This is a genomic window from Caulobacter sp. CCNWLW153 (assembly GCF_036889365.1).
GTDB lineage: Bacteria > Pseudomonadota > Alphaproteobacteria > Caulobacterales > Caulobacteraceae > Caulobacter > Caulobacter radicis.
In genome coordinates this window covers 105,624-130,998 of record NZ_JBAKFV010000014.1, presented here as the reverse complement: position 1 = coordinate 130,998, position 25,375 = coordinate 105,624, and the positions used below count along the sequence as shown (strand labels likewise).

The following is a 25,375-nucleotide window of genomic DNA, read 5'->3' as shown; positions in this document are numbered from 1 at the left end:
GACGAGCTCAGGATGAGGACCGTGGCCGGCGTTCGGGACGTATAGAAACCTCATCCTGAGCCTGTCGAAGGACGAGGTTTCCGCCGCGGAAGTCGCCGCTAGGACCTCCGCTTTCAGTCCCTTCGTTCAAAAAGGGGTCGCCTTGACAAGGTTGTCATGGCTTGTTGTCTCGCTTGAAGGCTGAATCAACGCCGCGCGAGGCCATTTCTTGAACGCCAAGGTTACGATCCACGACGTCGCCCGCATGTCGGGCGTTTCGATCAAGACCGTGTCGCGGGTGCTGAACCGCGAGCCCAACGTCAAGGCCGACACCCGCGACCGGGTGCAGGAGGCCGTGGCGGCGCTGAACTACCGGCCCAACATCTCCGCCCGCAGCCTGGCGGGCTCCAAGGCCTATCTGATCGGGGTGTTTTTCGACAACCCGAGCCCCGCCTACGTCACCGACGTGCAACTGGGGGCGATCGGCCGGTGCCGGACCGAGGGCTATCACCTGATCGTCGAGCCGCTCGATTCGGAGGGCGACGTCGAGGAGCAGGTGGCGCCGATGCTGGCCACCCTGCGCATGGACGGGGTGATCCTCACCCCGCCGGTCTGCGACGACGTGCGCGTGCTGGACGTGCTGGACGCCGAGGGCGTGCCGTACGTGCGCCTGTCGCCGGACAGGGATCTGGACCGCTCGGCCTATGTGCGGATGGACGACGTGGCCGCGGCCTATGACATGACCGCCCACCTGATCAAGCTGGGCCACAAGGACATCGCCTTCATCAAGGGCCACCCCGACCACGGCGCGGCCCACCTGCGCTACGAAGGCTACGCCAAGGCCATGGCCGAGCACGGCCTGATCGTGCGCGAGGATCGCGTCGCCCAGGGCTGGTTCTCGTTCCGCTCGGGCTTCGAGGCGGCCGAGACCCTGCTGGCGGGCGAGGACCGGCCGACGGCGATCTTCGCCTCCAACGACGACATGGCGCTCGGGGTCATGGCCGTGGCCAACCGCCTGCGGCTGAACGTTCCCGAGACCCTGTCGGTGGCCGGCTTCGACGATACGCCCGGCGCCAAGGTCGTCTGGCCGCAGCTGACCACCGTGCGCCAGCCGATCCAGGCCATGGCCGCCGCCGCCGCCGACCTGCTGCTCAGCGGCGCGCTGAAGGGCGAGGACGGCGTGGCGCCTTCGCGACTTCTGGACTTCGAACTGGTGGTGCGCGAGAGCACCGGACCGGCGGCGGAGTAGGGGGCGACTGTCGCTCCCTGTTTCGTCTTCATGAAAGAATCTGCTCGCCGCTGCTTGCGGCGGGGTTGAACATTGCGATCGGCTCACCATATGAGCGTCAGAGCTGATCGCCCCCTGCTTCTCATGCAGGCCGTGCGATGCGCTCCATCGCCCATCTCGCGCGGCGTTTCGAACGCCGCCTTCGGGCTTTCCACCCTCTGTTGAACTTTTGGTTCGGCGATGCGCCGAGCCCTGTCTGGAATTATATGAACACCAATACCGCCCGTGCGGCCGCCGCTCAGCGCAAGCCCCGCACCCAACCGCATTCGCGCGCCGTGACGCCGCCCGCCCGCACCGAGTGGGCGTGGCCGGGACTCACCCGCGCCGAACTGCGCGAACACATCATCGAACAGATCGGCTGATCACGGCCCTCGCGGCCGGCGCTAGGCCGGCCGCATGCTCGGCGCCGCGAAGCCTTTTCCTGCAAGGCTTCGCGGCTTTCAGCCGATAAATCACACAAATATCGAAATCGAATTTTGTTACGTGGTTGACAGCGTTGTCCATTGACAGCGCTGTCGCGTTACTCCTAGGTTGCATCCGCCGACCCCCGAGAAGGGTCGGAGAACAAGGGAGGATGCGCAAGGCATCCCGCAAAACTGGCGAACTTGCTCACGTCGACACCGTCGGCGGAGATCGGCTCTCTGCGGCCGTAACCTAGGGGAATGCTCATGATTTCGAAGACTTACGCGACCCGGTACGCGCTGATGGCGGCGGCGTCCTCGGTCGTTCTGCTGGGCGCGGGCCAGGCCCTGGCCCAGACCGCCGCGACCGACGCGGCGACTCCGGCCTCGGCCCAGGAACCATCTGCGGTTGAAGAGGTGATCGTCACCGGCTTCCGCGCCTCGCTGCAGAGCGCACTGTCGGCCAAGAAGAACTCGAACCTGATCATCGAGTCGGTCACCGCCGAGGACATGGGCAAGTTCCCCGACCAGAACATCGCCGAGTCGCTGCAGCGCCTGCCCGGCGTGCAGATCGACCGCGAGAACGGCCAGGGCACCCGGGTGCGCATCCGCGGCCTCGACCAGAACGTCACCGTCCTGAACAACGACATCTTCGTCTCGGGCATGGAGCTGTTCCGGCTCGGCGAAGGCAAGATCAACCAGACCAATTCGCTGGAAGGCATCCCGTCCGAACTGATCGGCGGGGTCGACGTCTACAAGTCGCCGGACGCCTCGCTGCTGGAAGGCGGCCTGGGCGGCATCATCAACCTGAAGACCCGCAACGCCCGGTCCTTGCGCGACGACGTCACGATCGCCGGCGACCTGCGCGGCAACAAGGCCGGCGAGACCGACTGGAACCCGACCGGCTCGCTGGTGCTGGGCTACAAGTTCAGCGACCGCTTCGCCGTGCTGGGCACGCTGTCCTACGACAAGACCGAGCTGCACACCGACGTTCTGGGCGGCGAGAACCGCGGCGGCTGGGCGTTCAACGACCGGCCGGTGGTCGGCGGCGGAACCCTCGACGTGTGGTCGCCGGAATACCGCTACGCCACCTATCGCGACCAGGAGCGCAAGCGCCTGGGCGCCTCGATCAACCTCGACTTCGCCCTGACCGAGTCGCTGCAGCTGACCGGCGACTGGTTCCATTCGGACCTGAAGATCAAGACCAGCGAAGCCTCGATCAAGTTCCCGTTCGCCAACGAGAACGCCACCTACGCGCCCGGCGCCAGCGTCGACAGCAACGGCGTGCTGCAAAGCGGCACGGTCACCGCCAACTCGGCCGAGGGCACCTCGTACCTGCAGGACTCGCAGGCCAAGACCGACAACTTCCAGGTCGCCTTGAACTGGGACAACGGCGGGCGGGTGACCGGCAGCGTGCGCGCGGCCTATTCCACCGCCGACTATGAAAGCGCCAGCGCCAACAACGACGTGCGCTACACCCAGTATACCGTGCGCAACGGCACGGCCGCGGGCCTCGTGCCCAACGCCACCGCGCCGGCGACCTTCACCTACAGCTACGCCAACGGCGACAACCCGCGCTTCACGCCGGCCAACGCCGCCCAGTTCACCACGCCGTCGAGCGTGTTCGCCAAATCGCACTGGGTGTTCGGCGAGGACACCCAGATCGACAACACCTCGATCCGCGGCGACCTGAAGTGGCGGCCCGAGTTCGGCGAGAGCGGCGACCTGGTGATCAGCGCCGGCCTCCGCTACGCCGAGCGCAAGATCGACTCTGAGTTCTGGCAGTTGCTGGCCGACTACTCCGGGAAGGGCGAACTGAACGGCCGCTCCTTTGGCCAGGACTGGACCCCGTACGGCTACTTCCAGGACGGCGCCATCGGCTTCAAGTCGTGCGGCCTGCCGGCCGGCACGCCGGGTCGTCCGAACTGCGGTCAGACCGCCACCGACGACGGCCGCTTCGGCGCCTCGCCGGCCCTGATCACGCCCTACCAGACGGCGGCGTCGAACCCCGAGCGGTTCGAGACCCTGACGGTCGGCGGCATCACGGCGCTGTTCCAGAACCGCAGCCAGATGGAGAACCCGGTCGCCTGGCTGTCGAACCTCTATTCCTCGACGCCGTTCAAGAAGTTCGCCGATCCGATCCAGTCGTTCCGGATCAAGGAGCGCACCACGACCGGCTACGGCATGGTCGACCTGGGCGGCTCGGACGATCGCTATCACGTCAACGCCGGCGTCCGCGTGGTCCGCACCGAGCTGACCATCGACTCCAGCGGCACCCCGACCTCGCCCTGGTACTGGGGCACCGACAGCTGGAACGGCGTCATCGGCAATCCGGACGCCATCAAGACCACCCGCGAGTATACCGACGTCCTGCCCAGCGCGAGCGCGGTGTTCGACGTCAACGACAGCGACAAGGTGCGCGTGTCGGCGGCCCGGGTCGTGTCGCGTCAGGACCTGTTCCAGCTGGGCCAGGGCTCGGCCTTCAACTTCACCCGCAGCTCGACGCCGGGTCCGAACCTCAACCGCTTCCTCTACACCAACGGCAGCGGCGGCAACCCGGACCTCGACCCGTACCGCGCCTCGCAGTTCGACATCGCCTACGAGCGCTACCTGGGTCGTAGCGGCATCATCTCGGGCGCGTTCTTCTACAAGAGCGTCGACTCGTTCATCCAGACCGACACCGTGCCGCGCACCGTCGCCGACGGCTCGGTCGAAGGCGCGACCCTGGGCGTCTACACCGCGCCGGTGAACGGCGACGGCGGCAGCATCAAGGGTATCGAACTGGCGGCGCAGTACGCCTTCGAGAACGGGTTCGGCTTCAACGCCAACTACACCTTCTCGGACTCCGAGACCTCGAAGTCGAACGACTATGACGACAACCTGCCGATCCCGGGCGTGGCCAAGCACGCCTTCAACCTGCAAGGCTTCTATGAAGGCCACGGCTTCGAGGCCCGCGTCTCGTATGCCTGGCGCGACAAGAGCTACCAGGGCGACTTCTCGTTCGGCTCGGGCGCGGACCGCCACAGCCTGGGTACGTGGGAGCGGGCCTATGGCCAGCTCGACGCCCAGGTCGGCTACCAGGTGACCCCGGCGATCAAGGTCGTGCTGGAGGGCATCAACCTGACCGAGGAGCCCACCGGCCGCTACCTGCAGTGGGAGAACCTGCCGTTCCGCTACGCCACGGCCGATCGCCGGATCGTGCTGGGCGCGCGGTTCAAGCTGGGCATGTAAGGCCTCTCACGCCGGCGGCGGACGATCTGCGAGCCCGCCGCCGGCTCTTTTCCTGACACGCGCTCCGCCAGAGGGCGCGAACGGGGAGGAAACGCCATGGATCGCGCCATAGGCTCGATCGCCATCCTGGGCGGCGGCACCGCCGGCTGGATGGCCGCCGCCGTGCTGGCCCAGGTGCTGCGCGGAACGAAGACGACCATCACCCTGGTCGAGAGCGCCGAGATCCCCACCGTCGGGGTGGGCGAGGCGACCATCCCGCCGATCATCGACTTCCTGCGGCTGCTCGAGATCGACCAGGGCCAGTTCATGGCGGCCACCGAGGGCAGCTTCAAGCTGGGCATCCGCTTCGACGACTGGCGGGTCTTGGGCGAGCGCTATTGGCACCCGTTCGGAACCTTCGGGCCGTCGGTCGACCGCCGGCCCTTCCATCACATGTGGCATCGGCTGCGAGCGGCGGGCGACGATCCCCGCGTCGAGGCCTACAGCCTGGCTGCGGCCCTGGGCGACGCCGGCCGCATGGCCTTCGCCGACGGGCAAGGCGAGGGGAGGGGAGCAGGGCCCCTGGGCGGCATGCGCCACGCCCTGCATTTCGACGCCGGCCTGGTGGCCCGGTTCCTGCGGACCTATTCCGAACAGCGCGGCGTGCGCCGGCTGGAGCGGCGCGTCGAGGGCGCGACCCTGAAGGACGACGGCTTCGTCGAGGCGCTGGTGCTGGACGGCGGCGAGCGGCTGGCGGCCGACTTCTTCATCGACTGTTCGGGCTTCCGGGGCGTGCTGATCGAAGGCGCGCTGAAGACCGGCTACGAGGACTGGAGCGCCTTCCTGCCCTGCGACCGGGCGGTGGCCGGCCTGACCGCGCGCGACGCCAATCCGCCGCCCTTCACCCAGGCCGCGGCGCGGCCGGCCGGCTGGCGCTGGCGGATCCCGCTGCGCCACCGCACCGGCAACGGCTACGTCTATTCCAGCGCCCATGTCAGCGACGACGAGGCGCTGGCCGACCTTGAGCGCGAGGCCGGCAAGCTGCTGACCGAGCCGCGCGTGCTGAAGTTCACCGGCGGCCGCCGCAGGGCGTTCTGGAACCGCAATGTCGTGGCGCTGGGCCTGGCCTCTGGCTTCATCGAGCCCCTGGAGTCGACCAGCATCCACTTCGTCACCAGCGGCCTGATGAAGCTGCTCGACCACTTCCCGGACAAGGACTTCGATGCCGCCAACATCGCCGACTACAACAAGGCGCTGATCGCCGAGTACGAGGCCGCGCGCGACTTCATCGTGCTGCACTATCAGCCCACCCGACGTGACGAGCCGTTCTGGCGCGAGCGGGCGGCCGCGGCGCTGCCGGCGGACCTGGCCGAACGCCTGGCGCTCTATCGCGGCACGGGGCGCATCCCGCACCGGCCGACCGAGCTCTTCACCGAGCCGTCGTGGTTCTACGTGCTGGAAGGCATGGGCGTGCGCCCGGACGCCTATGACCCGCTGGTGGACCTCTCCAACCTGTCGCAGGTGCGCGAGGGCCTGGCCGGCTGGCGGCGACGCGTGGCCGAGATCGTCCAGGCTTCTTCCCTGCACGATGCGGCCCTGGACGTGGTGGCTGGCCGGCGGCGACCGGCGGCCTGAGCACGGGGCTGACCCGCGAAACGAAACGATACAAAAAGAGGATAGACAGCGCTGTCAATAAATGGTGTCTGATCGATGTGACCGCTATCGCGACGCGCCTCGAAGGGGCGGCGGGCGAGCCGGTCGCGCAACGAAACCAGGGAAGGAAACCGCTTCGGGCCGATCGGCGCGCGACCGCGCCGGGGCCTTGTCGTCACCCATCGCCACTCATCCCGCTCCAGCGTCGACGCTGTTTCGTCGATGGGATGCCGCTTTCGGCCGTCGGTCCCCCCTCCGGCCGCTGGCGTCAGCTGGAGGCCCCTCCTGCAAGGGGTTGCTCCCACTACGGCGCGGCGGGCTCGCCGCGCCGATCTTTTCCGATTTCTCGCTTTCAAGGGCCCCGTCATGAACCTTCGCCGTCCGCTCCTTCGCGCCTCGTCGCTGGCCTTGACCGTGGGCCTGGCCCTGCCGGTGCTGGCCGCCGAGCCGAGCCTGGTCGCGACGACCCCGCAGACGACGGCCCATCCGGAACTGTGGCCGGCGGCCAAGAGCCCGGCCAGCCTCACCGACGCCAAGACCGAGGCCTTCATCACGCAGCTGATGAGCAAGATGAGCGTCGAGGAGAAGGTCGGCCAGACGATCCAGGGCGACATCGCCTCGATGACCCCGGCGGACCTGGCGACCTATCCGCTGGGCTCGATCCTGGCCGGCGGCAACTCGGCCCCCGACGGCAACGACCGCGCCACGCCCAAGGCCTGGACCGACCTGATCGACGCCTATCGCAAGGAGGCCCTGGCCAAGCGCCCGGGTCGCACGCCGATCCCGCTGATGTTCGGCATCGACGCCGTGCACGGGCACAACAACATCGTCGGCGCCACCATCTTCCCGCACAATGTCGGCCTTGGCGCCATGCGCGACCCGGCCCTGATCGAGCGCATCGGCCAGGCCACCGGCGAAGAGGTGGCGGTGGTCGGCGGCGACTGGACCTTTGGTCCGACCGTGGCCGTTCCCCGCGATGACCGCTGGGGCCGCAGCTACGAGGGTTATGGCGAGGATCCGGAGATCGTCGCCAGCTATTCGGGCCCGATGACCCTGGGCCTGCAAGGCAAGCTTTTCCCCGGCAAGCCGATCGCGCCGGGCCGCATCGCCGGCAGCGCCAAGCACTTCCTGGCCGACGGCGGCACCCAGGACGGTCGCGACCAGGGCAATGCGGTGATTTCCGAGCAGGAGCTGGTCGCCGTCCACGCCCAGGGCTATCCGCCCAGCATCGACGCCGGCATCCTGACGGTGATGGCCTCGTTCTCCAGCTGGAACGGCCAGAAGATCACCGGCAACAAGACCCTGATCACCGACGTCCTCAAGGGCCGCATGGGCTTCGAGGGCTTCGTCGTCAGCGACTGGAACGCCCACGGCCAGCTTCAGGGCTGCTCGAACGTCTCGTGCCCGCAGGCGATGAACGCGGGGCTCGACATGTACATGGCCCCCGACAGCTGGAAGGGGCTCTACGAGAACACGGTGAAGCAGGTGAAGTCGGGCGAGATCCCGATGGCGCGCCTGGACGACGCGGTGCGCCGCATCCTGCGGGTGAAGGTCAAGTCGGGCCTGTTCGACCGCGTCGCCCCGCAGGTGCAGGGCAAGTTCGATCGCCTGGGCTCGGCCGATCACCGCGCCATCGCCCGCGAGGCGGTCTCGAAGTCGCTGGTGCTGCTGAAGAACGACGGCGTGCTGCCGATCAAGGCCGGCGCCAAGGTGCTGGTGGCCGGCGACGCCGACGACATCGGCAAGGCCTCGGGCGGCTGGACCCTGACCTGGCAGGGCACGGGCAACAAGAACAGCGACTTCCCCAACGGTCAGTCGATCTGGGGCGGCCTGAAGGAAGCCGTGGAAGCGGCCGGCGGCAAGGCGACCCTGGCCAAGGACGGCAAGTTCGCGGGCGAAAAGCCGGATGTCGCCATCGTGGTGTTCGGCGAGGACCCCTATGCCGAGTTCCAGGGCGACGTTGCGAACCTGGCCTATCAGCCGAACGGCAAGACCGACCTGGAGCTGCTAAAGACGCTCAAGGCCCAGGGGATCCCGGTGGTGGCGGTGTTCCTGTCGGGTCGTCCGCTGTGGGTGAACCCCGAGATCAACGCCTCGGACGCCTTCGTCGCGGCCTGGTTGCCGGGCTCGGAAGGCGGCGGCGTCGCCGACGTGCTGGTGGCGGGCAAGGACGGCAAGTCCAGGCGCGACTTCACCGGCAAGCTGTCGTTCAGCTGGCCCAAGCGCGCCGACCAGGGCCCGCTGAACCGCGGCCAGCCGGGCTACGACCCGCAGTTCGCCTATGGCTACGGCCTGTCCTACGCCAAGCCGGCCAAGGTCGGGCAGTTGTCGGAGAGCGCCGGCGACCTCGGAACCGCCGCCAGTGTCGACCGCTATTTCGTCGCCGGCCGCGTGCCGGCCCCGTGGATGCTGAGCTTCTCGGGCGCGGGCGCGGTCAAGACGATCGACGCCGGAGCCCAGGAGAACGGCCGCCAGGCGACCTGGAGCGGCGAGGGCGAAGGTCTTCTGGCCGTGCAGGGCCCGCCGGTCGACCTGTCGCGCCAGACGACCGGTGACATGGCCGTGCTCGTCCGGTGGCGAGTCGACAAGGCGCCGGTTGCGCCGGTTTATCTGACTGTCGGTTGTGGCGAATCCTGCGGTGGGAGGCTAGACGTAACGTCAACGTTGTCAGGTTCGAAAATCGGCGAATGGCGATCCGCCAAGATCAAACTTTCCTGTTTCCAGGCGGCGGGCGCCCAAATGGCGCACGTTTCGTCTCCGTTCGGCCTGAGCACCTCGGGGCCGCTGGCGATTTCGCTCACCGAAATCCAGCTGGCGTCCAACGAGGGCGACGCTTTCTGTCCCAAATAATCCCCCAAACAGACAAAGGAGCGGCCGCATGATCCGCGCGCGTCGTTCCCGCATCGTCGCCACCATCGGCCCGGCCTCGGGTTCGCCGGAAATGATCGTCAAGCTGGCCAAGGCCGGCGCTGACGTCTTCCGCCTGAACTTCAGCCACGGCGCCCACGAGACCCACGCCGCCGTCTACGCCGCCATCCGCGCGGCCGAAGCGGTGGTCGGCCGTCCGCTGGGCATCCTGGCCGACCTGCAAGGGCCCAAGCTGCGCGTCGGCAAGTTCGCCGACGGTCCGGTTCAGCTGAAGCCCGGCCAGGCCTTCCGGTTCGATTCCGATCCGACCCCGGGCGACGAAACGCGGGTTCATCTTCCCCATCCCGAAATCCTGACCGCGATGAAGCCGGGCGCGACCCTGCTGCTCGACGACGGCAAGCTACGGATGACCGTGACCGAAGCCGGCCCCGGCTACGCCAACACGACGGTCGTCAACGGCGGCAAGCTGTCGGAGCGCAAGGGCGTCGCCGTGCCGGACGTCATCATCCCGATGTCGCCCCTGACGCCGAAGGATCGCGAGGACCTGGCGTTCGCGCTGCGCCTGGGCGTCGACTGGATCGCCCTGTCGTTCGTGCAGGCCCCGGAAGACATGGCCGAGCTGCGTCGCATCGTCGAAGGCCGCGCCGCCGTGCTGGCCAAGATCGAAAAGCCGCAGGCGCTCCAGACCCTGGGTCCGATCCTGGACCTCTGCGATGGGGTGATGGTGGCCCGCGGCGACCTCGGCGTCGAAATGGCGCCCGAAGAAGTGCCGGTGGCGCAGAAGGAAATCCTGCGCGCCGCCCGTGAGCGCGGCATTCCGGTGATCGTCGCCACCCAGATGCTGGAGTCGATGACCAGCTCGCCGACCCCGACGCGGGCCGAGGCCTCCGACGTGGCCAACGCCGTCTACGAAGGCGCTGACGCGGTGATGCTGTCGGCCGAAAGCGCCGCCGGCGACTATCCCGAGGAGTCGGTGGCGATGATGAACCGCATCATCGAGCGGGTCGAACGCGACCCGCGCTGGCCCGAGCTGATGCAGGCCGAGCAGCCGCATGTCGACGAAGACGCCGACGTGCTGGTGGTCGCCGCCGCCGGCGCGGCCAAGTCGGGTTCGACCAAGTGCCTGGTGGCCTTCACCACCACGGGCGCCACGGCTCGCCGGCTGGCCCGCGAACGGCCGCTGCAGCCGGTGCTGGCCCTGTCGCCGAAGATCGAGGCCGTGCGCCGCATGGCCCTGGTCTGGGGCGTCGAGCCGCGCGTCAGCGCCCAGCCCGACAGCCTGGAGGTCGTCACCACCGACGCCGCCGCCCGGGCCCTGGAGCTGGACCTGGCCAAGCCCGGCGAGCGCATCCTGATCGTCGCCGGCACGCCCTTCGGCGCCCCCGGCGCGGCCAACCTGCTGCGCCTGGCCCACGCGCCGTTTCCGGTGAGGAAGCGGTAGCAGGAACCTCCCCCTCTGGGGGAGGCGATCGCCTTGCGATCGGTGGGGGGAGGACGGCCAGCGCCTCGGCGGCTGAAAACGTCCCCCCTCCGGCCCTCTGGGCCACCTCCCCCAGAAGGGGGAGGATCTTTACGTCCCGAACGGTTCGGGCAGCAGCCGCTCGTATCCCTTCCGAACCGCGCCGTAGCATTCGCAGGCGATGGCCTCGAGGCCGGGGCGGTCGAGGATGTCGACCACGCCGCGGCGATAGCGGATGAGGCCCTTGGCCTGCAAGGCGCCGGCCACCGCGGTGACCGTGGTCCGCTGCACGCCCAGCATGTCGGCCAGGAACTCCTGGGTCAGGCTTATGGTGTCGACGTCTATGCGGTCGCGGAACCCCAGCAGCCAGCGGCAGAAGCGCGCCTCGACCGCGTGCAGGGCGTTGCAGGCCACCGACTGGATGGCGTGGCCGAACAGGGCGTCGTTGTGTCGCTCGATCAGGTCGCGAAGGATCGCGCTGCGCTCCACGCCTTCGCGCAGGGCCGAGGCCGAAATGCGCGAGACCCCGCCTGGCGCCTGAACGATGGCGCGCGACAGCGACTGGCGCGGCGAGATCGCCGCCATCAGTCCCATGCCGCCTTCGCGGCCGATGGTGGCGGACTCGATGGCCGCGCCGTTCTCCATCAGCGTCATCAGCGAGATGACGCAGTCGTGCGGGAAGTAGACCGTGTCGATCTGATCGCCGGGATCGTACAGCAGCTTCCCCTTCTCCAGGTCCTGATGGGACAGCTGGGCGGCGATGTAGCCGAAATCCTCGGGGGGCAGGGAAGCGAGCAGACGGTTCTTCAAGGGATGTAGAGGCCCTGTCATGGCGAATCGAACGCCGGCTTGCGGCAAGGGTTGCAAGCTATAGGCAAGGCTGAGGTGTGGCGCTGTCAGGTAGCCGACGCAATGCAGTCGCTGTCGGGCCTAAATCGAGATGGGGCTATATTGTGGCTCCCATAGTGGGAATAGCTCTTACTATCTCGGCTATGTCGGGTTCCCGACAAAGAGTTTTGATGGGGCCTGAAACTACAGAGAAATCAACGGGTGCGGCTTGTTCGCCCCGACGAAATGGCCGCGCCGTCGGCGGCGCGGCCCTGGTCGTTGGTTAAGTCCGTGAACGGACTCAGGCGATGCCGATGTGGGCCCGGTCGCCGAGGTCGGGCTGGCTGTCGGTGAGGTTGGCCTTGGCGATCTCCCAGGCGAAGCGGATGGCCCCGCCCTTGGAGATCCACAGTTCGGCGTCGCGGGCGTCGAGGCGCAGCAAGGTCAGGTGCGGGTCGTCCTGGCCGTCCGGATACCAGGCCGCGACGATCGGCGACCACCAGCGCTGGATGCGGGCGGTGTCGTGGTCTCGGCTCAGGCGGCCCCCGATGCAGGCCTGGAAGTCGCCGTCCTTGGCCTGGACCACAAACATCGCGTCGCCGCCGTCGGCCGCCACGGCCTGGGCCAGGTCGGTGTCGTCGCGGGTGAAGAACCAGATCTGGCCGGTCTCCGGCTCGGCGAAGGCGGTCATCGGCTGGTAGTGCTGGTGGCTGTGAACGAGGCCCAGCATGCCGAAGCGGGCATGCTCGACTTCCTTCCAGAGGCGCTTTTCGACGTCGGCCTTGTCGTGGGGATCGGTGCTCATGGAGTATCTCCTGCCTTCACGGATTAGGGCAGGAGAACCGGTCGCGTGAGAGGCGGTTCCTAGGGTGGAGCTCCGCCTCTTCCTTCTAGAAACCCATCAGCCGGGCATAGCGGTCGCGGTGGAACGAGGCCCCGCCGAACAGGGCCTCGGCCACGCGGGCGCGCTTCATGTAGAGGCCGGAGTCGTGCTCGTCGGTCATGCCGATGCCGCCGTGCATCTGGACCATCTCGTTGGAAGCCAGGTGCAGCACTTCGCTGGCCTTGGCCTTGGCCAGGGACGACAGGGCGCGGGCGTCGGCGCCGGCGTCCAGGGCCTCCAGCGCGGCCTCGACGCAGGAGCGGGTGGTCTCGAGATCCGTGAACCACTTGGCGGCGCGATGCTGCAGGGCCTGGAACGTGCCGATCATCTGGCCGAACTGGGTGCGGGTCTTCAGGTAGTCGAGCGTGATCTCGAAGGCGGCGCTGGCCGTGCCCAGCATCTCGGCCGCCAGGCCCGCATAGGCGCGGTCGAGCACCGGTTCGAGGATCGCCCAACCCTTGCCGACCTCGCCCAGCACCGCCTCGACGCCGACCTCGACGCCGTCGAACGCGATCTGGGCCGCGCCACGGCTGTCGGCCAGCGACAGGTGGGTGCGAACGACGCCCGGCGCGTCGCCCGGCACGAGGAACAGGGTGACGCCGTCGGTGTCGCCGCTCTTGCCGCCGGTGCGGGCGGCGACGATCAGCAGGTCTGCGGCCTCGCCGTCCAGGACGAAGGTCTTGGTCCCGTTCAGGGCCCAGCCGTCGCCGCTGGTGGTCGCCGTCAGGGCGATGCGGGCGGGGTTGTGATGGGCGGCTTCGTCGACGGCAAGGGTGGCGACGGCCTCGCCGGTGGCGATCCTGGGCAGCCAGGCGGCCTTCTGGGCGTCGGAGCCGCCCAGTTCCAGCGCCGAGGCCGCGATCAGGGCGGTGGAGAGCAGGGGAGAGGCGGCCAGGGTCTTGCCGGTCTCCTCCAGGATCAGTCCCAGGCCCAGATAGCCGAAGCCCGAGCCCTCGTAGGCTTCGGGCACGACCACGCCGGCCCAGCCCATCTGGCCCATCTCGCTCCAGGCGGCGGGATCGAAGGTCTGCCTGGAGCCCTCGTTGCGCAGTTTGCGCAAGGCCGAGACCGGGGCGCTTTCCTGCGACCAGGCCTTGGCGGCGTCGCGCAGCATCGTCTGTTCTTCGGTCAGGACGGCCATGTCAGGCGCTCTCCATGTCTTGATGGCGGACGGCCCAGTCGAGGGCCTGTTCGAGACGGTCGTTGCCCCAGAAGAGCTCGCCGTCGGCGGTGACGAAGGAAGGGGCGCCGAACAGCCCGCGCTCGCGGGCCTGGCGCACGTGGTCTTTCAGCTGGTCCTTGACCGGCGCCGAGGCGGCCGCGGCCAGGACGTGCTCGGGGCCCGCCCCGACACTGGCGATCAAGGGCGCCAGCACCTCCGGATTGGAGATATCGAGGTCGTCGACGAAATTGGCCTGGTAGACCGCGCGGCTGAAGGCCGGCGTCCAGCCGTCTTCCAGCCCGCAGATCGCCACGCGGGCCGCCAGCAGGCTGTTGCGCGGGAACTGGCTGGGATGGTGCAGCGGCAGGCCCTCGCGGTCGCAGACCCGCTGCAGGTCGCGCCACATGTAGTCGCCCTTCACCGGGAAGGCGTTGAACGGGCTGTCGGTCAGGCCCTGCTGCTCGTTGAACAGCGGGCCGACGATGAACGGCCGCCAATGCACCACCACCCCGGCCTGGTCGGCCAGGTGCTCCACCCGCATGGCGGCGGGGTAGGAGTAGGTGGAGGCGAACTCGTACCAGAACTCGATCATGACCTTGTCTCCGCTGCGTGGCGGAAGGCTCTCACTGGTGATCGAGCAGGCCAAGCACCCGCTTGGCGACAACGTTCAGATTGACCTCGCTGGTGCCGCCTTCGATCGAGTTGCCCTTGGCGCGCAGCATCGCGCGCAGGGCGGCGATCTCGTCGGGGGTGAAGCCCTCGCCCTCCCAGCCCAGGCCTTGCAGGCCGAGAGCCTCGACCAAGAGTTCGGTGCGTTCCTGGTTCATCTTGGCGGCGGCGTACTTGATGATCGAGACGGCGGCGCTGGGGCCCGAGCCGGTCTTGGACTCCGCCTCGGCGCGGCGCACGGTCAGCAGGAAGGCGTGGGCGTCCATCTTGTGGGCGGCGATGCGGGCGCGCAGGTCGCCGTCGGCGATGCGGCCCTGGTCGTCGACGCCGACATGGGTCCTGGCCGCCTCGACCACGTCCAGGCCCGCGCCGCCGCCGAAGCCGGAAGCCGAGATGTTCTGGCGCTCGTACTGGAGCAAGCGCTTGGCGATCTCCCAGCCGCCGTTGACCTTGCCGACCAACTGCTCCTTGGGGACCTTCACATTGTCGAAGAAGGTCTCGCAGAACGGAGAGGAGCCGCTGATCAGCTTGATCGGCCGGGCCTCGACGCCGGGCGAGGTCATGTCGAACAGCACGAACGAGATGCCCTCGTGCTTCTTGGAGGTGTCGGTGCGCACCAGGCAGAAGATCCAGTCGGCCTGGTCGGCATAGCTGGTCCACACCTTCTGGCCGTTGATCAGCCAGTGGTCGCCCCCATTTTCGTCCTTAACATCTTCACATTTGGTCTGGAGGCTGGCGAGGTCGGAGCCCGCGCCGGGCTCGCTGTAGCCCTGGCACCAGCGGGTCTCGCCGCGCACGATGCCGGGCAGGAAGCGCTGCTTCTGCTCCTCGGTGGCGTATTCGAGCAGCACCGGGCCGAGCATCCAGACGCCGAAGCTCATCAGGGCGGGGCGGGCCTTGATGCGGCGCAGTTCCTGCTCGAGCACCTTGTTCTGGGCCTTGGAGAGACCGCCGCCGCCGTATTGCTTTGGCCACATCGGCGCGGTCCAGCCCTTGTCGGCCATGCGGTCGAGCCAGAGCTTGGCGTCGGGGTTCTTCCATTCCGCCTTGCGGCCGCCCCAGGGGGCTTCCTTCTCGTCCGTCATCGGCGTGCGCATCGACGGCGGGCAGTTGGCCTCCAGCCAGGCGCGCGTCTCGGCGCGGAAGGTGTCGAGTTCGGTGGCGCCGAAGTCGGCCATGGCGGGGCTCTCCCTGGATCGTGCCGGGCGCTTGGCGGCCCGCTTCGGCTGCCAGACTACGCCACGGAACGCCGGGAGCAAGTCGATTCAAACAATCGTTCGCATCGCCGTGCGCGACGAGATGCTCGCAGACGCGTTATAGAAGCGCCGATGACGTTTCCCGGTCCGGGATTCGCCGTTCAGGGGTCTTGATGTCCGCGCCAGAACTGAGACCCGCCGCTTTGGCGGTCGCACCGACTCTCGCCGCCATCCTGGCCGCCTCGGCCGGCGTGCTGCTGCTGGCGTCCGGCGCGACCCCGTCGGAGCCGACGCGTTTCGCGATCCTGCTGGCCTTCGCCCCGTCGGCGCTGATCGAGATCAGCCACTTCGTCTCGTCGATCATCGGCCTTGTCCTGGTGCTGCTGGCCTTCGGCCTGCGCGCGCGCCTCGACGCAGCCTGGTGGGCGAGCCTGGTGATGCTGGCCGCCGGTGCGGTGCTGGCGATCTTCAAGGGCCTGAACTGGGAGGAGACGGCGACCCTGACCGCCTTCTTCGTGGCCATCCTGCCGTTCCACGAGGCCTTCCCGCGCAAGGCGGCCCTGTCGCGGATGGAGATCACGCCCGGCTGGCTGCTGTCGGCGGCCGCGGCCATTGGCGGGGCCGCGTTCCTGGGCTGGTGGATGTTCAACCACGTCGAGTACGCCGACCGCTCGTGGATGCGGATCATGGGCGACCGCGAGGCCGCCCGGGCCATCCGCTCGTCGATCGCCGCGGCGGTGGTGCTGATGGGCATCGGCGTGTGGCGGCTGATCGCCACCCCGGCCACGCCGCCCGTCGTCGACGACACCGACCCCGACTTCGACCGCGTGCGCGCCATCCTGGCCAAGGCCGAGGCCGCTGAGCCGGCCTCTAACCTGGCCCTGCTGGGCGACAAGCGCTTCCTGTTCTCGGCCTCGGGCGAGAGCTTCCTGATGTTCGGCGTGCGCCGCCGCTCGTGGATCGCCCTGGGGCCGCCGATCGGCCGCCACGACGAGCGCATGGAGCTGTTCTGGCGCTTCCGCGAACTGGCCGACGCCCACGCCGCGCGGGCGGGCTTCTACGCCCTCGGTCCGGAGGACCTGCCCGATACCGTCGACCTGGGCCTGGCCATCCAGAAGACCGGTGAGAGCGCCATCGTGCCGCTGGAGAGCTTCACGCTGGCCGGCCGCCGTCGCGAGGTCCTGCGCCGCAACTGGCGCAAGGCCGGCGAGGGCGGGGCGGCGTTCGAGGTGCTGCCGGCCGGCGCGGCCATGACCGTGATGGCCGAGTTGCGGGTGATCTCCGACGCCTGGCTGGCCCATCACGCCGGCGGCGAGAAGAGCTTCTCGATGGGCGGGTTCGATCCGCGCTACGTGGCCGAGTTCCCGGTCGCCCTGGTGCGCTCGGAGGGGCGCATCGTCGCCTTCGCCACGTTGTGGACCACGGCCCACAAGGCCTCGTTCTCGATGGACCTGATGCGCTACTCCGACGAGGCGCCCAAGAACATCATGGACTACCTGTTCGTCGAGCTCCTGCAATGGGGCAAGGGGGAGGGCTACACGGCGTTCGAGTTCGGCATGGCCCCGCTGGCGGGCCTGGACGACCGGCCGCTGGCCCCGATCATGTCGCGCGTGGGCCGCCTGCTCTACGAGCGCGGCGAGGGAATCTACAATTTCCAGGGCGTACGCCGGTACAAGGACAAGTACGACCCCGTCTGGCAGCCGCGCTACATTGCCGCGCCTCGCCGCTGGGCCATCCCTTTCCTGCTCGCCGACATCGGCCTGTTGTCGTCGGGCGGCATGTCCGGCCTGACGAAACGGCCGCGGCCTAATAGCGCGGGTCGCCCGTCTTAAATCCCAGAAGATTGAGCGCGTGAGCGGCCAGAAGCAGGGTCGCCACCGCCGTCGCCATCATCATCGGGCGCCACGGCGCCATGCGCGGACCCTTTGCCGGGTTGGAAGGGCGCGCGCCCAGCCAGCCGAACAGCACGGTGAGGGCGAGCGTCGTCGCGCCCGCGATCAGGGTCGGGATCATGTCCATGGGCCGCAGATGGCCTGCGACAATCGGTCTGGCAATAGGTTAATACGCATTAACACATTGGAACCAAATCCTCTGTACATACCTTGGTAACTGTGTCTGTTAACCTGTCCACAGGAACGCTAAATCTAGCGTTTACCGTCGCGTTTACACGCTAGGAATCGGTGACTAGCGTGGGTCCCCAGGTGCGGGGAGAGCGATTCGCATGACTGCTGCAGCGCCATGGAGCGTAAAGGGAATTGACCCGAAGGCACGGGAGGTCGCCAAGGACCTCGCCCGTCGCTCGGGCATGACCCTTGGCGAGTGGTTGAACCGGATGATCATCGAGGGTGATTCCGCCGGTTTCGACGCGCCTCCCGCCGATCCCGTTAACGATACTGGTCGTTCGAACGGCCGATCCGTTTACCTTGAAGCCGAGCGCGCCGAGGCGCCGCCGCGCATCGAGGCTCCCGAACATCCCGCCGACGAGGTGGGCCGCATGGCGTCGGCGCTCGACCGCCTGACCCAACGTATCGAGGCCGCGGAGGCCCGCTCGGCCCAGGCCATCACCGGCATCGACCAGTCCGTGCGCGGCGCGCTGCAGCGCCTGTCGCATTCCGAACGCGAGCAGATCGCCGTCGCCGCCCGCTTCGAGGGCCTGGCCGACGAGATCAAGACCGAGCAGGGCCGCAACGCAGAGCGCCTGCGCCGCATCGAGAACGAAGCCGCCGGCCCGCGTTCGGCCGAGGCCCTGCGCGCGCTGGAAAGCGCCGTCGGCCGCGTGGCCAGCCACCTGTACGAAGGCGAAGGCCGCACCCGCGAGACCCTGGCCGCCCTGGAAGCCAAGGTCGCCGCCCAGGCCGCCGCGCCCGCGTCCGGCCTGGTCGACGAGGTCGTCGCCCGCCTGCAGGAACGCCTGGAAGCCGCCGAGGCCCGCACCGCCGAGGCGCTGCAGCAGCTGGGCGGGTCGTTCCACGCGCTCGACACCCGCCTGTCGGCCGTCGAGGGCGAGGGCGGCAGCGCCCAGAAGCGCCTCGAGGAACTGGCCGGCAGCCTGTCGGCCAAGATGGAGGCCGCCCGCGCCGAGATGGCCGCCAAGCTGCGCGAGACGGCCGACGGCCGCTTCGACCGCATGGAGCGCAAGCTGGGCGAGATGACCGCCCACATCCAGGCCGCCGAGGCGCGCTCGGCCCAGGCGATCGAACGCATGGGCCGCGAGGTCGTGGGCCTGGCCGACGCCTTCAACCGCCGCATCCAGACGTCCGAAGCCCGCCAGGCCAACGCCATCGAGCAGGTCGGCGGCGAGGTGGCCCGCATCGCCTCCAGCGTCGAGCACAAGCTGAACCGCGCCGACAGCGTCCAGGCCCAGGCTCTCGAGAAGCTTGGCGTCGAGATCGCCCGCATCACCGAGAAGCTGGCCGAGCGCATCAGCGCCTCGGAGCGCCGCAACGCCCTGGCCATCGACGACGTCGGCGACCAGGTGGTCAGGGTCACCGATCGCCTGAACCAGCGCGCCGAGCGCAGCTCGCAGGAACTGATCGACCGCATCCGCCAGTCGGAGGAGCGCACCGCGCGCCTGCTCGACGAGGCCCGCGAGAAGATCGACACCCGCCTGGCCGACGCCCAGCGCCGCCTGGCCGAGACCCCGGCCGCCGCGCCGGTTCCGGCCCGTCAGCCCACGCCCGCGGCCTCGCCGTTCGACGCCGACCGCTTCTCGTTCGGCGGCGAGGCCGTCTCCGAGGAGGTGTTCGACCAGCCGGCCTTCCCGCAGGCGGCCTTCCAGGCGCCTGCCGCCGCCCCGCAGGCCGCCGCGCCCGCGCCGGCTCCGACCGTCGACACCGGCTGGTCGGCCTCGGGCGGCTTTGACGCCGACTTCCCGGTCGAGGAGCCCGAGGCTCCGAGCTTCGCCGACGAGGACTTCGAGGCCGCCGACGGCTTCTCCGCGACCCCGCGCATCGAAGCGCCGTCGTTCGAGGCCGACGCCTTCGATCCCGAGCCCGAACTGCCGATGGCGCCCCCCCGCGCCCTCTCGACCCGCGAGGTGATCGAGCAGGCCCGCGCCGCCGCCCGCGCCGCGGCCGCCGGCGCCGAAACCAAGGCGAAGGCCAAGACCAAGGCCGACAAGGCCGCGGCCAAGTCGCTGTTCGCCGGCTTCGGCAAGGCGCTGCAGAAGAAGGACAAGCGCACGTCCTCGACCCTGGTCACCGCGCTGCTGGTCTCGGCCGGCGCCGCGGCGCTGGGCGTCGGCACGGCCGGTCTGACCCTGCTGCCCAAGGACAGCGACGGCGCGCTCAATGACCGCGTGGCCCGGGCCATCGCCGGTCGCGCCGCCGACGTCGAGATCAAGACCCGCGAGGCCGACACCACGCCGGCCCAGCCGCGGGTGGCCATGGCCGTCGTGACGCCCGCCGCCCAGCCGGGCGCGGCCCAGCCCGCCTCGACCGAGGCCGAAGCGCCCGCGCCCGCGCCCGCCGCCGTCGACGAGGGCTCTGCCCTGTTCGCGGAGGCGGTCAGCCGTCTCGAGGCCAAGGATCGCGGCGGACTCGTTCAACTGCGCAAGGCCGCCAACCTGGGCCAGCCCAAGGCCCAGTTCCTGCTCGCCAAGATGGCCGAGATGGGCGAGGGCGGCGTCAAGAAGGACCTGGTCGAGGCCCGTCGCTGGTACGAGCGCGCGGCCCAGGGCGGCGACCCCAGCGCCATGCACAACATCGCCCTGTTCGCCTATCGCGGCGACGGCGGGGCCAAGAACCTGACCACGGCCGCCAACTGGTTCCGCAAGGCCGCTGAGACCGGCCTGGTCGACAGCCAGTTCAACCTGGCCCAGCTCTACGAGAACGGTCGCGGCGTCGCCCAGAACCCGGCCGAGGCCTATCGCTGGTACCTGATCGCGGCCCGCGCCGGCGACGCCGACGCCCGCACCCGCGCCAGCGCCCTGCGCGGCGGCCTGACGCCGGAAAGCCAGCGCATCGCCGAACGCTCGGCCGAGGCCTTCCGCTCGCGCCTGGCCGCAGCCCCGCGCACGACCCAGGTGGCGACTGCCGCCGCGCCGTCGGCCGGCACGGCCACCGCCCAGCGCGCGCTCTCCAGCCTCGGCTACTACCAAGGGCCCAAGGACGGCGTTTCGTCGCCGGCTCTGCGCATGGCCATCCAGTCCTATCAGCGCGACCAGAACCTGCCGGCCTCCGGCGCCCTGGACGGCGAGACCTTGAACCGCCTTTCGGCCTTCGCGCGCTGATCCAGGCGCGGCCTGAAGATCTCGAAACGCCCTCGGAGTCCGCTCCGGGGGCGTTTTGCCGTCCACTTCCAGCGTGGACCTCGCCGCCGACCTCGGTAATAGTCACCGTTTCGACGTAAATCGGGTCGGGTGAAACAATCCGAGGCCCGGTTCAGACTAGGGTTTACGCGAAAGACCGGGACGCCGGCGATCGCGGACGGGGCGGGGGAAGGCTTTCGGGCCTGCCGGAGGAGTGACGAGCTGATGACGGATCACGTGACCGAACGCGTGCCGGTTCCGCGCGCCGTATGGGTGTTCGGCCTGTGCACGCTGGCGCCCTTCGTCATCGCCTCCGGGCTGTTCTGCTACGGACCCCAGGGGCAGCGCGGCCCGGCGCTGGTGGCGCTGCTGGCCTATTCGACGGCGATGCTCTCGTATCTGGGCGGCGTGCGCTGCGGGCTCGAGATCGACCACGTCCAGCCGCGATGGATGACGCTGGGCCTGTCGCTGCTGCCGCCCTTGGCCGGGGTGGCGCTGATGCTGGGGGCCGAGCGCTTCGGCGCCGCCTGGCAGCTTTCCGGCTTCCTGTTCGTGTTCCTGCTGCAATGGCTGTGGGACGTCACCAGCCACGAGGGCCCCGCCTGGCGGCCCCGCCTGCGCACCCTGCTGACCACCGGCGCGGCCCTGTCGCTGGCCTTCGCGCTGGAACAGGCCCTGGCGCTCTAGCGCGCCGCCACCGCCTTGCGCGCCAACGGGTCGTCGAGACAGGCCTTGGCCACCGCGTGGTTCAGCTTGGCCTTCTTCCTTTCCAGCCTGTGGGTCAGCGCGCCGCCCGCCGCCGCGCCGGCGAAGGGCATGACCACGTTGCCGCCCACGCCGACGACGGCGCGGATGATGCGGTGCTCGTTGTACTGCTCGGCCTCCGCGCGGGCCTTGCGGCACCTGGCGCTGTCGTAGCGCGGATGGCTGGCGTCGAGCCTGGCGACGGTTTCGCGCGGGGCCGGGTTGCTGGCGCAGGCCGACAGGACCAGAAGGACGGCGACGCTCGGGATCAGCGGGCGCATGGAGCGGGGTCTCCCGGGTGGAGGTTTCCGGGCAAACGCCGCTGGGCGCCTGGGCGATCCCAGGGCCTAGCTTGCGTCAGTCCGGCCGCAGCGACTTCGGCCCCACCGCGTGCACCCGCTTGCCGCCCAGGGCGCCGGCCAGGGGCGGGGCGGTAAACAGGCCCGCGAACGCCTCGTCCAAGATGTTCAGGCCGCCGGTATAGGCCCCGAAGGCGGGCAGGATCAGCCGCTGGCCGTCGGTGACGAAGCAGCGCTTGCGTACGCTGCCGCGGCCGCTGGAGACCCGCGCCGCCGGGTGCAGGTGGCCGGCCACCTCGCCGGGCTGATGGCCAGGCTCGGGTTCGTGGCGCAGGATCAGGCCGCCGATGGCCAGTTCGTCGATGATCTGGCCGGGGAGGGCGCGCGGGCCGTCGGCGTCGTGATTGCCCACCGCCCAGATCAGGTCGCGGCCGACCGAAAGGGCTCGAAGACGCTCGGCGTCGTCGGCGGCCAGACGATCCTCGGCCGCGCCGTCGTGGAAGCTGTCCCCCAGGAAGATCAGGGTCGCCGGCTCCAACGCGGCGACCTCGGCTTCCAGGCGGGTCAGGGTCTCGCGCGTGTCGTAGGGCGGCAGCATCTGGCCGAAGCGCGCGGCGTAGGACGAACCCTTCTCGAAGTGCAGGTCGGCGACCACCAGGGCGCGCTCGGCTTCCAGCCACAGGGCGCCCGAGCCGCGCAGCAGCACAAGCCGCTGGGCCACCAGCACCGCCAGGCCGCCGCAGTCGCTGGACTGGAACCTGGTCATCAAGACAGCGCCTCCGCGATCAGGTCTTCCTCCGCCTCGGCCAGGATCATGTCGCTGGCCGCGTCGCCCGGCGCGCGCTCGCGGCCGATCTCCAGCATGATCGGCACGGCGAAGGGCGAAACCTTGTCCAGCGCCGCATGGCGGATGCGGCCCTTGATGCGGGCCAGCAGGTCGCCCAGCCGCGCCACGTCCAGCTGGCCGGTCGCCGCGTCGGCGCGGGCGCAGCGTAGCAAGAGGTGGTCGGGCTGGTGCTTGCGCAGCACGTCGTAGATCAGGTCGGTCGAGAAGGTCACCTGGCGGCCCGACTTCTCCTCGCCGGGGTAGCGGCGTTCGATCAGGCCGCCGACGAGCGCGCAGGCCTTGAAGGCGCGCTTCATCAGGAAGCTCTCGTTCAGCCAGTCCTCGAGATCGTCGCCCAGCATGTCCTGGTCGAACAGGTCGTCGAGGTCGAGTTCGTCCATCGGCTTCAGCGACCAGATGTTCAGGGCGTAGTCGTTGCAGACGAAGCCCAGCGGCCCGACGCCCAACCGGTCCAGCCGCCGCGTCAGCAGCATGGCCAGGGTGGTGTGGGCCAGCCGTCCCTCGAACGGATACATGACCATGTGGAACCGCTTCCCGCGCGGGAAGGTCTCCAGCAGCATCTCGTCCTCGTCGGGGATGATCGAGCGGGCCTTCTGGTAGGCCATCCATTCCTGCACGTCGGGAGGCAGGGCGGTCCACTCGGCCTCGTCGTGCATCATCTTGCGAACGCGGCCGGCGAGATAGGTCGACAGCGGGAACTTCGAGCCTCCCCAGCTGGGCATCTTCGGGTCCTTGGCCGGGGCGGGCGACACATAGGCGTCGGCCCCGACCAGGCTGTTGAACCGCCAGACCTGGCCCGCGAAGACGAAGGTGTCGCCCGGCGTCAGCTGCTCGAAATAGCCTTCCTCGGCCTCGCCGATCTTTCTGCCACCCATGGGGCGGCGGCCGCCGCCGATCCTCACGTTCACGACCGCCGGCGAGACGATGGCGCCGACGTTCATGCGGTGGCGCTGGACGACCTGGGCGTTGCGGGCCTTCCAGAAGCCGTCGGCGTCTTCCACGATCCGGCGGAAGCGGTCGTAGGTCTTCAGGGCGTAGCCGCCGGTCGAGACGAAATCGACGACGGTCTCGAAGTCCTCCCAGGAGAGGTCGGCATACGGGCCGGCGGTGCGGATCTCGTCATAGAGCTCGACCAGCTTGAAGGGTTCGGAACAGGCGCAGCCCATCACGTGCTGGGCCAGCACGTCGAGGGCGCCGACGCGGGCCGGCTCGCCGTCGAGGTGATTTTCCAGGATGGCGTCGGCGGCGGCGCGGCACTCGAGCATCTCGAACCGGCTTGCGGGCACGAAGAGGGCGCGGCTGGGCTCGTCCAGGCGATGGTTGGCGCGGCCGATCCGCTGGACCATCCGGGAGGCCCCCTTGGGCGCGGCCAGCTGGATGACGAGATCGACGTCGCCCCAGTCGATGCCCATGTCCAGCGTCGAGGTGCAGACGACGGCCCGCAGGTCGCCGCGGGCCATGGCGGCCTCGACCTTGCGTCTCTGCTCGGCCGACAGGCTGCCGTGGTGCAGGGCGATCGGCAGGCCCTCGTCGTTGAGCTTCCACAGCTCCTGGAACGCGAACTCGGCCTGGAAGCGCGTGTTGACGAAGACCAGCGCCGTCCGCGACTGGCGGATGATGTCGTAGACCTCGGCCATGGCGTGCTGTGCGGTGTGTCCGGCCCAAGGCACGCGGCCGCCGGAGACGAGGACTTCCACCACCGGCTGGGCGCCGCCCGAACCGAGGACGAGGTCGACGGACGAGCCCGCGATGGAAGGAACCTCCCCCCGTGGGGGAGGTGTCGGCGAAGCCGACGGAGGGGGGAGGGCTTCGAGCGTCGCGGAAGCTGAAACCGCCCCCCCACCGGCGCGAGGCGCCGCCTCCCCCACAGGGGGAGGTTTCTTGGTTTTCAGACCCTCCCCCTGAAGGGGGAGGTGGCCCGGAGGGCCGGAGGGCGAAGGGGCTGTTGAGGTGGGATCACTTCCCCCTCCGTCGGCTTCGCCGCCACCTCCCCCTTCGGGGGGAGGATTTCTGCCCAGCCACCGCCTGACCAGGTCCGGATCGTCCACCGTCGCTGACAGCCCCACCCGCCGCATGCGCGGCGCGAACTGCTGAAGCCGCGCGATATCCAGGGCCAGCAGGTCGCCGCGCTTGGAGGGCCACATGGCGTGGGCCTCGTCGACGATCACGCACGACAGGTCGGCGAAATACTCCCGCGCGCCCTCCCATGCGCAGAACAGGGCCAGCTGCTCGGGCGTGGTCAGCAGGATGTCGGGCGGGCGAATCCGCTGGCGGGCCTTGCGGCTCTCACCGGTGTCGCCGGTGCGGCTTTCGGCGACGATGGAGAGGCCCATCTCTCGGATGGGCGTCATCAGGTTGCGCTCGACGTCGACGGCCAGCGCCTTCAGCGGCGAGATGTAGAGGGTGTGGATCCCGGCGGGCGTGTTTCGCGGCGGGCGCTCGTAGAGCTCGATCAGGCTGGGCAGGAAGCCCGCCAGGGTCTTGCCGCCGCCGGTGGGGGCGATCAGCAGGGCGTCGCGGCCGGCCTTGGCCTTCTCGATCATCGCCAGCTGGTGGGCGCGCGGCGCCCAGCCGCGGGCGGCGAACCACTCGGAAAAGCACGGGGGAAGCAGGTCGGCCGAAACCATCGCGGTGGCTATAG

General features: G+C 69.4%; 18 protein-coding genes. 9 read left to right on the top strand and 9 right to left on the bottom strand.

Annotation, left to right across the window (positions count from 1 at the left end):
- Nucleotides 1–208 precede the first annotated feature (208 nt).
- The 6 genes from V6S85_RS20525 to pyk all read left to right on the top strand — a co-directional run bounded on the left by V6S85_RS20525 (nucleotide 209) and on the right by pyk (nucleotide 10,840).
- Nucleotides 209–1,228, top strand: a complete 1,020-nt coding sequence (locus V6S85_RS20525; RefSeq protein ID WP_116568409.1) for a LacI family DNA-binding transcriptional regulator — start codon at nucleotides 209–211, stop codon at nucleotides 1,226–1,228.
- 137 nt (nucleotides 1,229–1,365) lie between these two features.
- Nucleotides 1,366–1,629: a hypothetical protein gene (locus V6S85_RS20520; RefSeq protein ID WP_334350077.1), complete on the top strand. Its 264-nt coding sequence runs from the start codon at nucleotides 1,366–1,368 to the stop codon at nucleotides 1,627–1,629.
- Nucleotides 1,630–1,935: 306 nt separating this feature from the next.
- Nucleotides 1,936–4,899, top strand: a complete 2,964-nt coding sequence (locus tag V6S85_RS20515; protein WP_334350076.1) for a TonB-dependent receptor — start codon at nucleotides 1,936–1,938, stop codon at nucleotides 4,897–4,899.
- Between the two features lie 96 nt (nucleotides 4,900–4,995).
- Nucleotides 4,996–6,513 carry a tryptophan halogenase family protein gene (locus V6S85_RS20510; RefSeq protein WP_334350075.1) on the top strand — a complete coding sequence of 506 codons (1,518 nt, stop codon included), beginning with the start codon at nucleotides 4,996–4,998 and terminating at the stop codon, nucleotides 6,511–6,513.
- 384 nt (nucleotides 6,514–6,897) lie between these two features.
- The gene (locus V6S85_RS20505; RefSeq protein WP_334350074.1) at nucleotides 6,898–9,381 is read left to right on the top strand and encodes a glycoside hydrolase family 3 protein; all 2,484 of its coding nucleotides are present in this window, start codon (nucleotides 6,898–6,900) and stop codon (nucleotides 9,379–9,381) included.
- A gap of 28 nt (nucleotides 9,382–9,409) precedes the next feature.
- A complete protein-coding gene (gene pyk / locus V6S85_RS20500; RefSeq protein ID WP_058347870.1) occupies nucleotides 9,410–10,840 on the top strand; it encodes a pyruvate kinase in 1,431 nt (476 codons plus the stop codon).
- 129 nt (nucleotides 10,841–10,969) lie between these two features.
- On the opposite strand, the gene V6S85_RS20495 is transcribed toward pyk, so the two are convergent.
- The 5 genes from V6S85_RS20495 to V6S85_RS20475 form a co-directional block, all read right to left on the bottom strand.
- Entirely contained in the window at nucleotides 10,970–11,668 is a 699-nt protein-coding gene (locus V6S85_RS20495; RefSeq protein ID WP_243410574.1) for a Crp/Fnr family transcriptional regulator, read from the bottom strand.
- A gap of 319 nt (nucleotides 11,669–11,987) precedes the next feature.
- Nucleotides 11,988–12,491 carry a pyridoxamine 5'-phosphate oxidase family protein gene (locus V6S85_RS20490; RefSeq protein ID WP_116568417.1) on the bottom strand — a complete coding sequence of 168 codons (504 nt, stop codon included), beginning with the start codon at nucleotides 12,489–12,491 and terminating at the stop codon, nucleotides 11,988–11,990.
- 85 nt (nucleotides 12,492–12,576) lie between these two features.
- Complete coding sequence (locus V6S85_RS20485; RefSeq protein ID WP_334350073.1) at nucleotides 12,577–13,710, bottom strand: acyl-CoA dehydrogenase family protein; 1,134 nt, start codon at nucleotides 13,708–13,710, stop codon at nucleotides 12,577–12,579.
- Between the two features lies 1 nt (nucleotide 13,711).
- Nucleotides 13,712–14,323, bottom strand: coding sequence for a 2-hydroxychromene-2-carboxylate isomerase (locus tag V6S85_RS20480; RefSeq protein ID WP_116568420.1), 612 nt, complete (start codon nucleotides 14,321–14,323; stop codon nucleotides 13,712–13,714).
- A gap of 31 nt (nucleotides 14,324–14,354) precedes the next feature.
- Nucleotides 14,355–15,578 (bottom strand): acyl-CoA dehydrogenase family protein, encoded by a 1,224-nt coding sequence (locus tag V6S85_RS20475; protein ID WP_334350072.1) that lies wholly within the window; start codon nucleotides 15,576–15,578, stop codon nucleotides 14,355–14,357.
- Nucleotides 15,579–15,769: 191 nt separating this feature from the next.
- Here V6S85_RS20475 and V6S85_RS20470 point away from each other — a divergent pair, with 191 nt between their 5' ends.
- Entirely contained in the window at nucleotides 15,770–17,428 is a 1,659-nt protein-coding gene (locus V6S85_RS20470) for a phosphatidylglycerol lysyltransferase domain-containing protein (protein ID WP_116568423.1), read from the top strand.
- Here V6S85_RS20470 and V6S85_RS20465 read toward each other — a convergent pair.
- Nucleotides 17,403–17,609 (bottom strand): hypothetical protein, encoded by a 207-nt coding sequence (locus V6S85_RS20465; RefSeq protein ID WP_431830643.1) that lies wholly within the window; start codon nucleotides 17,607–17,609, stop codon nucleotides 17,403–17,405. The genes V6S85_RS20470 and V6S85_RS20465 overlap by 26 nt on opposite strands.
- Before the next feature lie 208 nt (nucleotides 17,610–17,817).
- On the opposite strand from V6S85_RS20465, the gene V6S85_RS20460 reads away from it, so the two are divergent.
- Nucleotides 17,818–20,826, top strand: coding sequence for a peptidoglycan-binding protein (locus V6S85_RS20460; protein WP_334350071.1), 3,009 nt, complete (start codon nucleotides 17,818–17,820; stop codon nucleotides 20,824–20,826).
- Nucleotides 20,827–21,069: 243 nt separating this feature from the next.
- Entirely contained in the window at nucleotides 21,070–21,531 is a 462-nt protein-coding gene (locus tag V6S85_RS20455) for a DUF3429 domain-containing protein (protein WP_101719510.1), read from the top strand.
- Here the strand turns inward: V6S85_RS20455 and V6S85_RS20450 are convergent.
- The 3 genes from V6S85_RS20450 to V6S85_RS20440 all read right to left on the bottom strand — a co-directional run bounded on the left by V6S85_RS20450 (nucleotide 21,528) and on the right by V6S85_RS20440 (nucleotide 25,361).
- Nucleotides 21,528–21,869: a hypothetical protein gene (locus V6S85_RS20450; RefSeq protein WP_334350070.1), complete on the bottom strand. Its 342-nt coding sequence runs from the start codon at nucleotides 21,867–21,869 to the stop codon at nucleotides 21,528–21,530. The genes V6S85_RS20455 and V6S85_RS20450 overlap by 4 nt on opposite strands.
- A gap of 76 nt (nucleotides 21,870–21,945) precedes the next feature.
- Nucleotides 21,946–22,653 (bottom strand): ligase-associated DNA damage response endonuclease PdeM, encoded by a 708-nt coding sequence (gene pdeM / locus V6S85_RS20445; RefSeq protein ID WP_334350069.1) that lies wholly within the window; start codon nucleotides 22,651–22,653, stop codon nucleotides 21,946–21,948.
- Nucleotides 22,653–25,361, bottom strand: a complete 2,709-nt coding sequence (locus V6S85_RS20440; protein WP_334350068.1) for a ligase-associated DNA damage response DEXH box helicase — start codon at nucleotides 25,359–25,361, stop codon at nucleotides 22,653–22,655. Before V6S85_RS20440 ends, pdeM begins: the two co-directional genes overlap by 1 nt.
- Between the last annotated feature and the right edge of the window lie 14 nt (nucleotides 25,362–25,375).

Bases quoted from the DNA above. Each gene is read 5' to 3' on its own strand.
- V6S85_RS20465 (WP_431830643.1), bottom strand. From the start codon at position 17,609: ATGATCCCGACCCTGATCGCGGGCGCGACGACGCTCGCCCTCACCGTG.
- V6S85_RS20440 (WP_334350068.1), bottom strand. From the start codon at position 25,361: ATGGTTTCGGCCGACCTGCTTCCCCCGTGCTTTTCCGAGTGGTTCGCC.
- V6S85_RS20455 (WP_101719510.1), top strand. From the start codon at position 21,070: ATGACGGATCACGTGACCGAACGCGTGCCGGTTCCGCGCGCCGTATGG.
- pdeM (WP_334350069.1), bottom strand. From the start codon at position 22,653: ATGACCAGGTTCCAGTCCAGCGACTGCGGCGGCCTGGCGGTGCTGGTG.
- pyk (WP_058347870.1), top strand. From the start codon at position 9,410: ATGATCCGCGCGCGTCGTTCCCGCATCGTCGCCACCATCGGCCCGGCC.
- V6S85_RS20450 (WP_334350070.1), bottom strand. From the start codon at position 21,869: ATGCGCCCGCTGATCCCGAGCGTCGCCGTCCTTCTGGTCCTGTCGGCC.
- V6S85_RS20470 (WP_116568423.1), top strand. From the start codon at position 15,770: ATGTCCGCGCCAGAACTGAGACCCGCCGCTTTGGCGGTCGCACCGACT.
- V6S85_RS20505 (WP_334350074.1), top strand. From the start codon at position 6,898: ATGAACCTTCGCCGTCCGCTCCTTCGCGCCTCGTCGCTGGCCTTGACC.
- V6S85_RS20480 (WP_116568420.1), bottom strand. From the start codon at position 14,323: ATGATCGAGTTCTGGTACGAGTTCGCCTCCACCTACTCCTACCCCGCC.
- V6S85_RS20485 (WP_334350073.1), bottom strand. From the start codon at position 13,710: ATGGCCGTCCTGACCGAAGAACAGACGATGCTGCGCGACGCCGCCAAG.
- V6S85_RS20510 (WP_334350075.1), top strand. From the start codon at position 4,996: ATGGATCGCGCCATAGGCTCGATCGCCATCCTGGGCGGCGGCACCGCC.
- V6S85_RS20515 (WP_334350076.1), top strand. From the start codon at position 1,936: ATGATTTCGAAGACTTACGCGACCCGGTACGCGCTGATGGCGGCGGCG.
- V6S85_RS20490 (WP_116568417.1), bottom strand. From the start codon at position 12,491: ATGAGCACCGATCCCCACGACAAGGCCGACGTCGAAAAGCGCCTCTGG.
- V6S85_RS20520 (WP_334350077.1), top strand. From the start codon at position 1,366: ATGCGCTCCATCGCCCATCTCGCGCGGCGTTTCGAACGCCGCCTTCGG.
- V6S85_RS20475 (WP_334350072.1), bottom strand. From the start codon at position 15,578: ATGGCCGACTTCGGCGCCACCGAACTCGACACCTTCCGCGCCGAGACG.
- V6S85_RS20460 (WP_334350071.1), top strand. From the start codon at position 17,818: ATGACTGCTGCAGCGCCATGGAGCGTAAAGGGAATTGACCCGAAGGCA.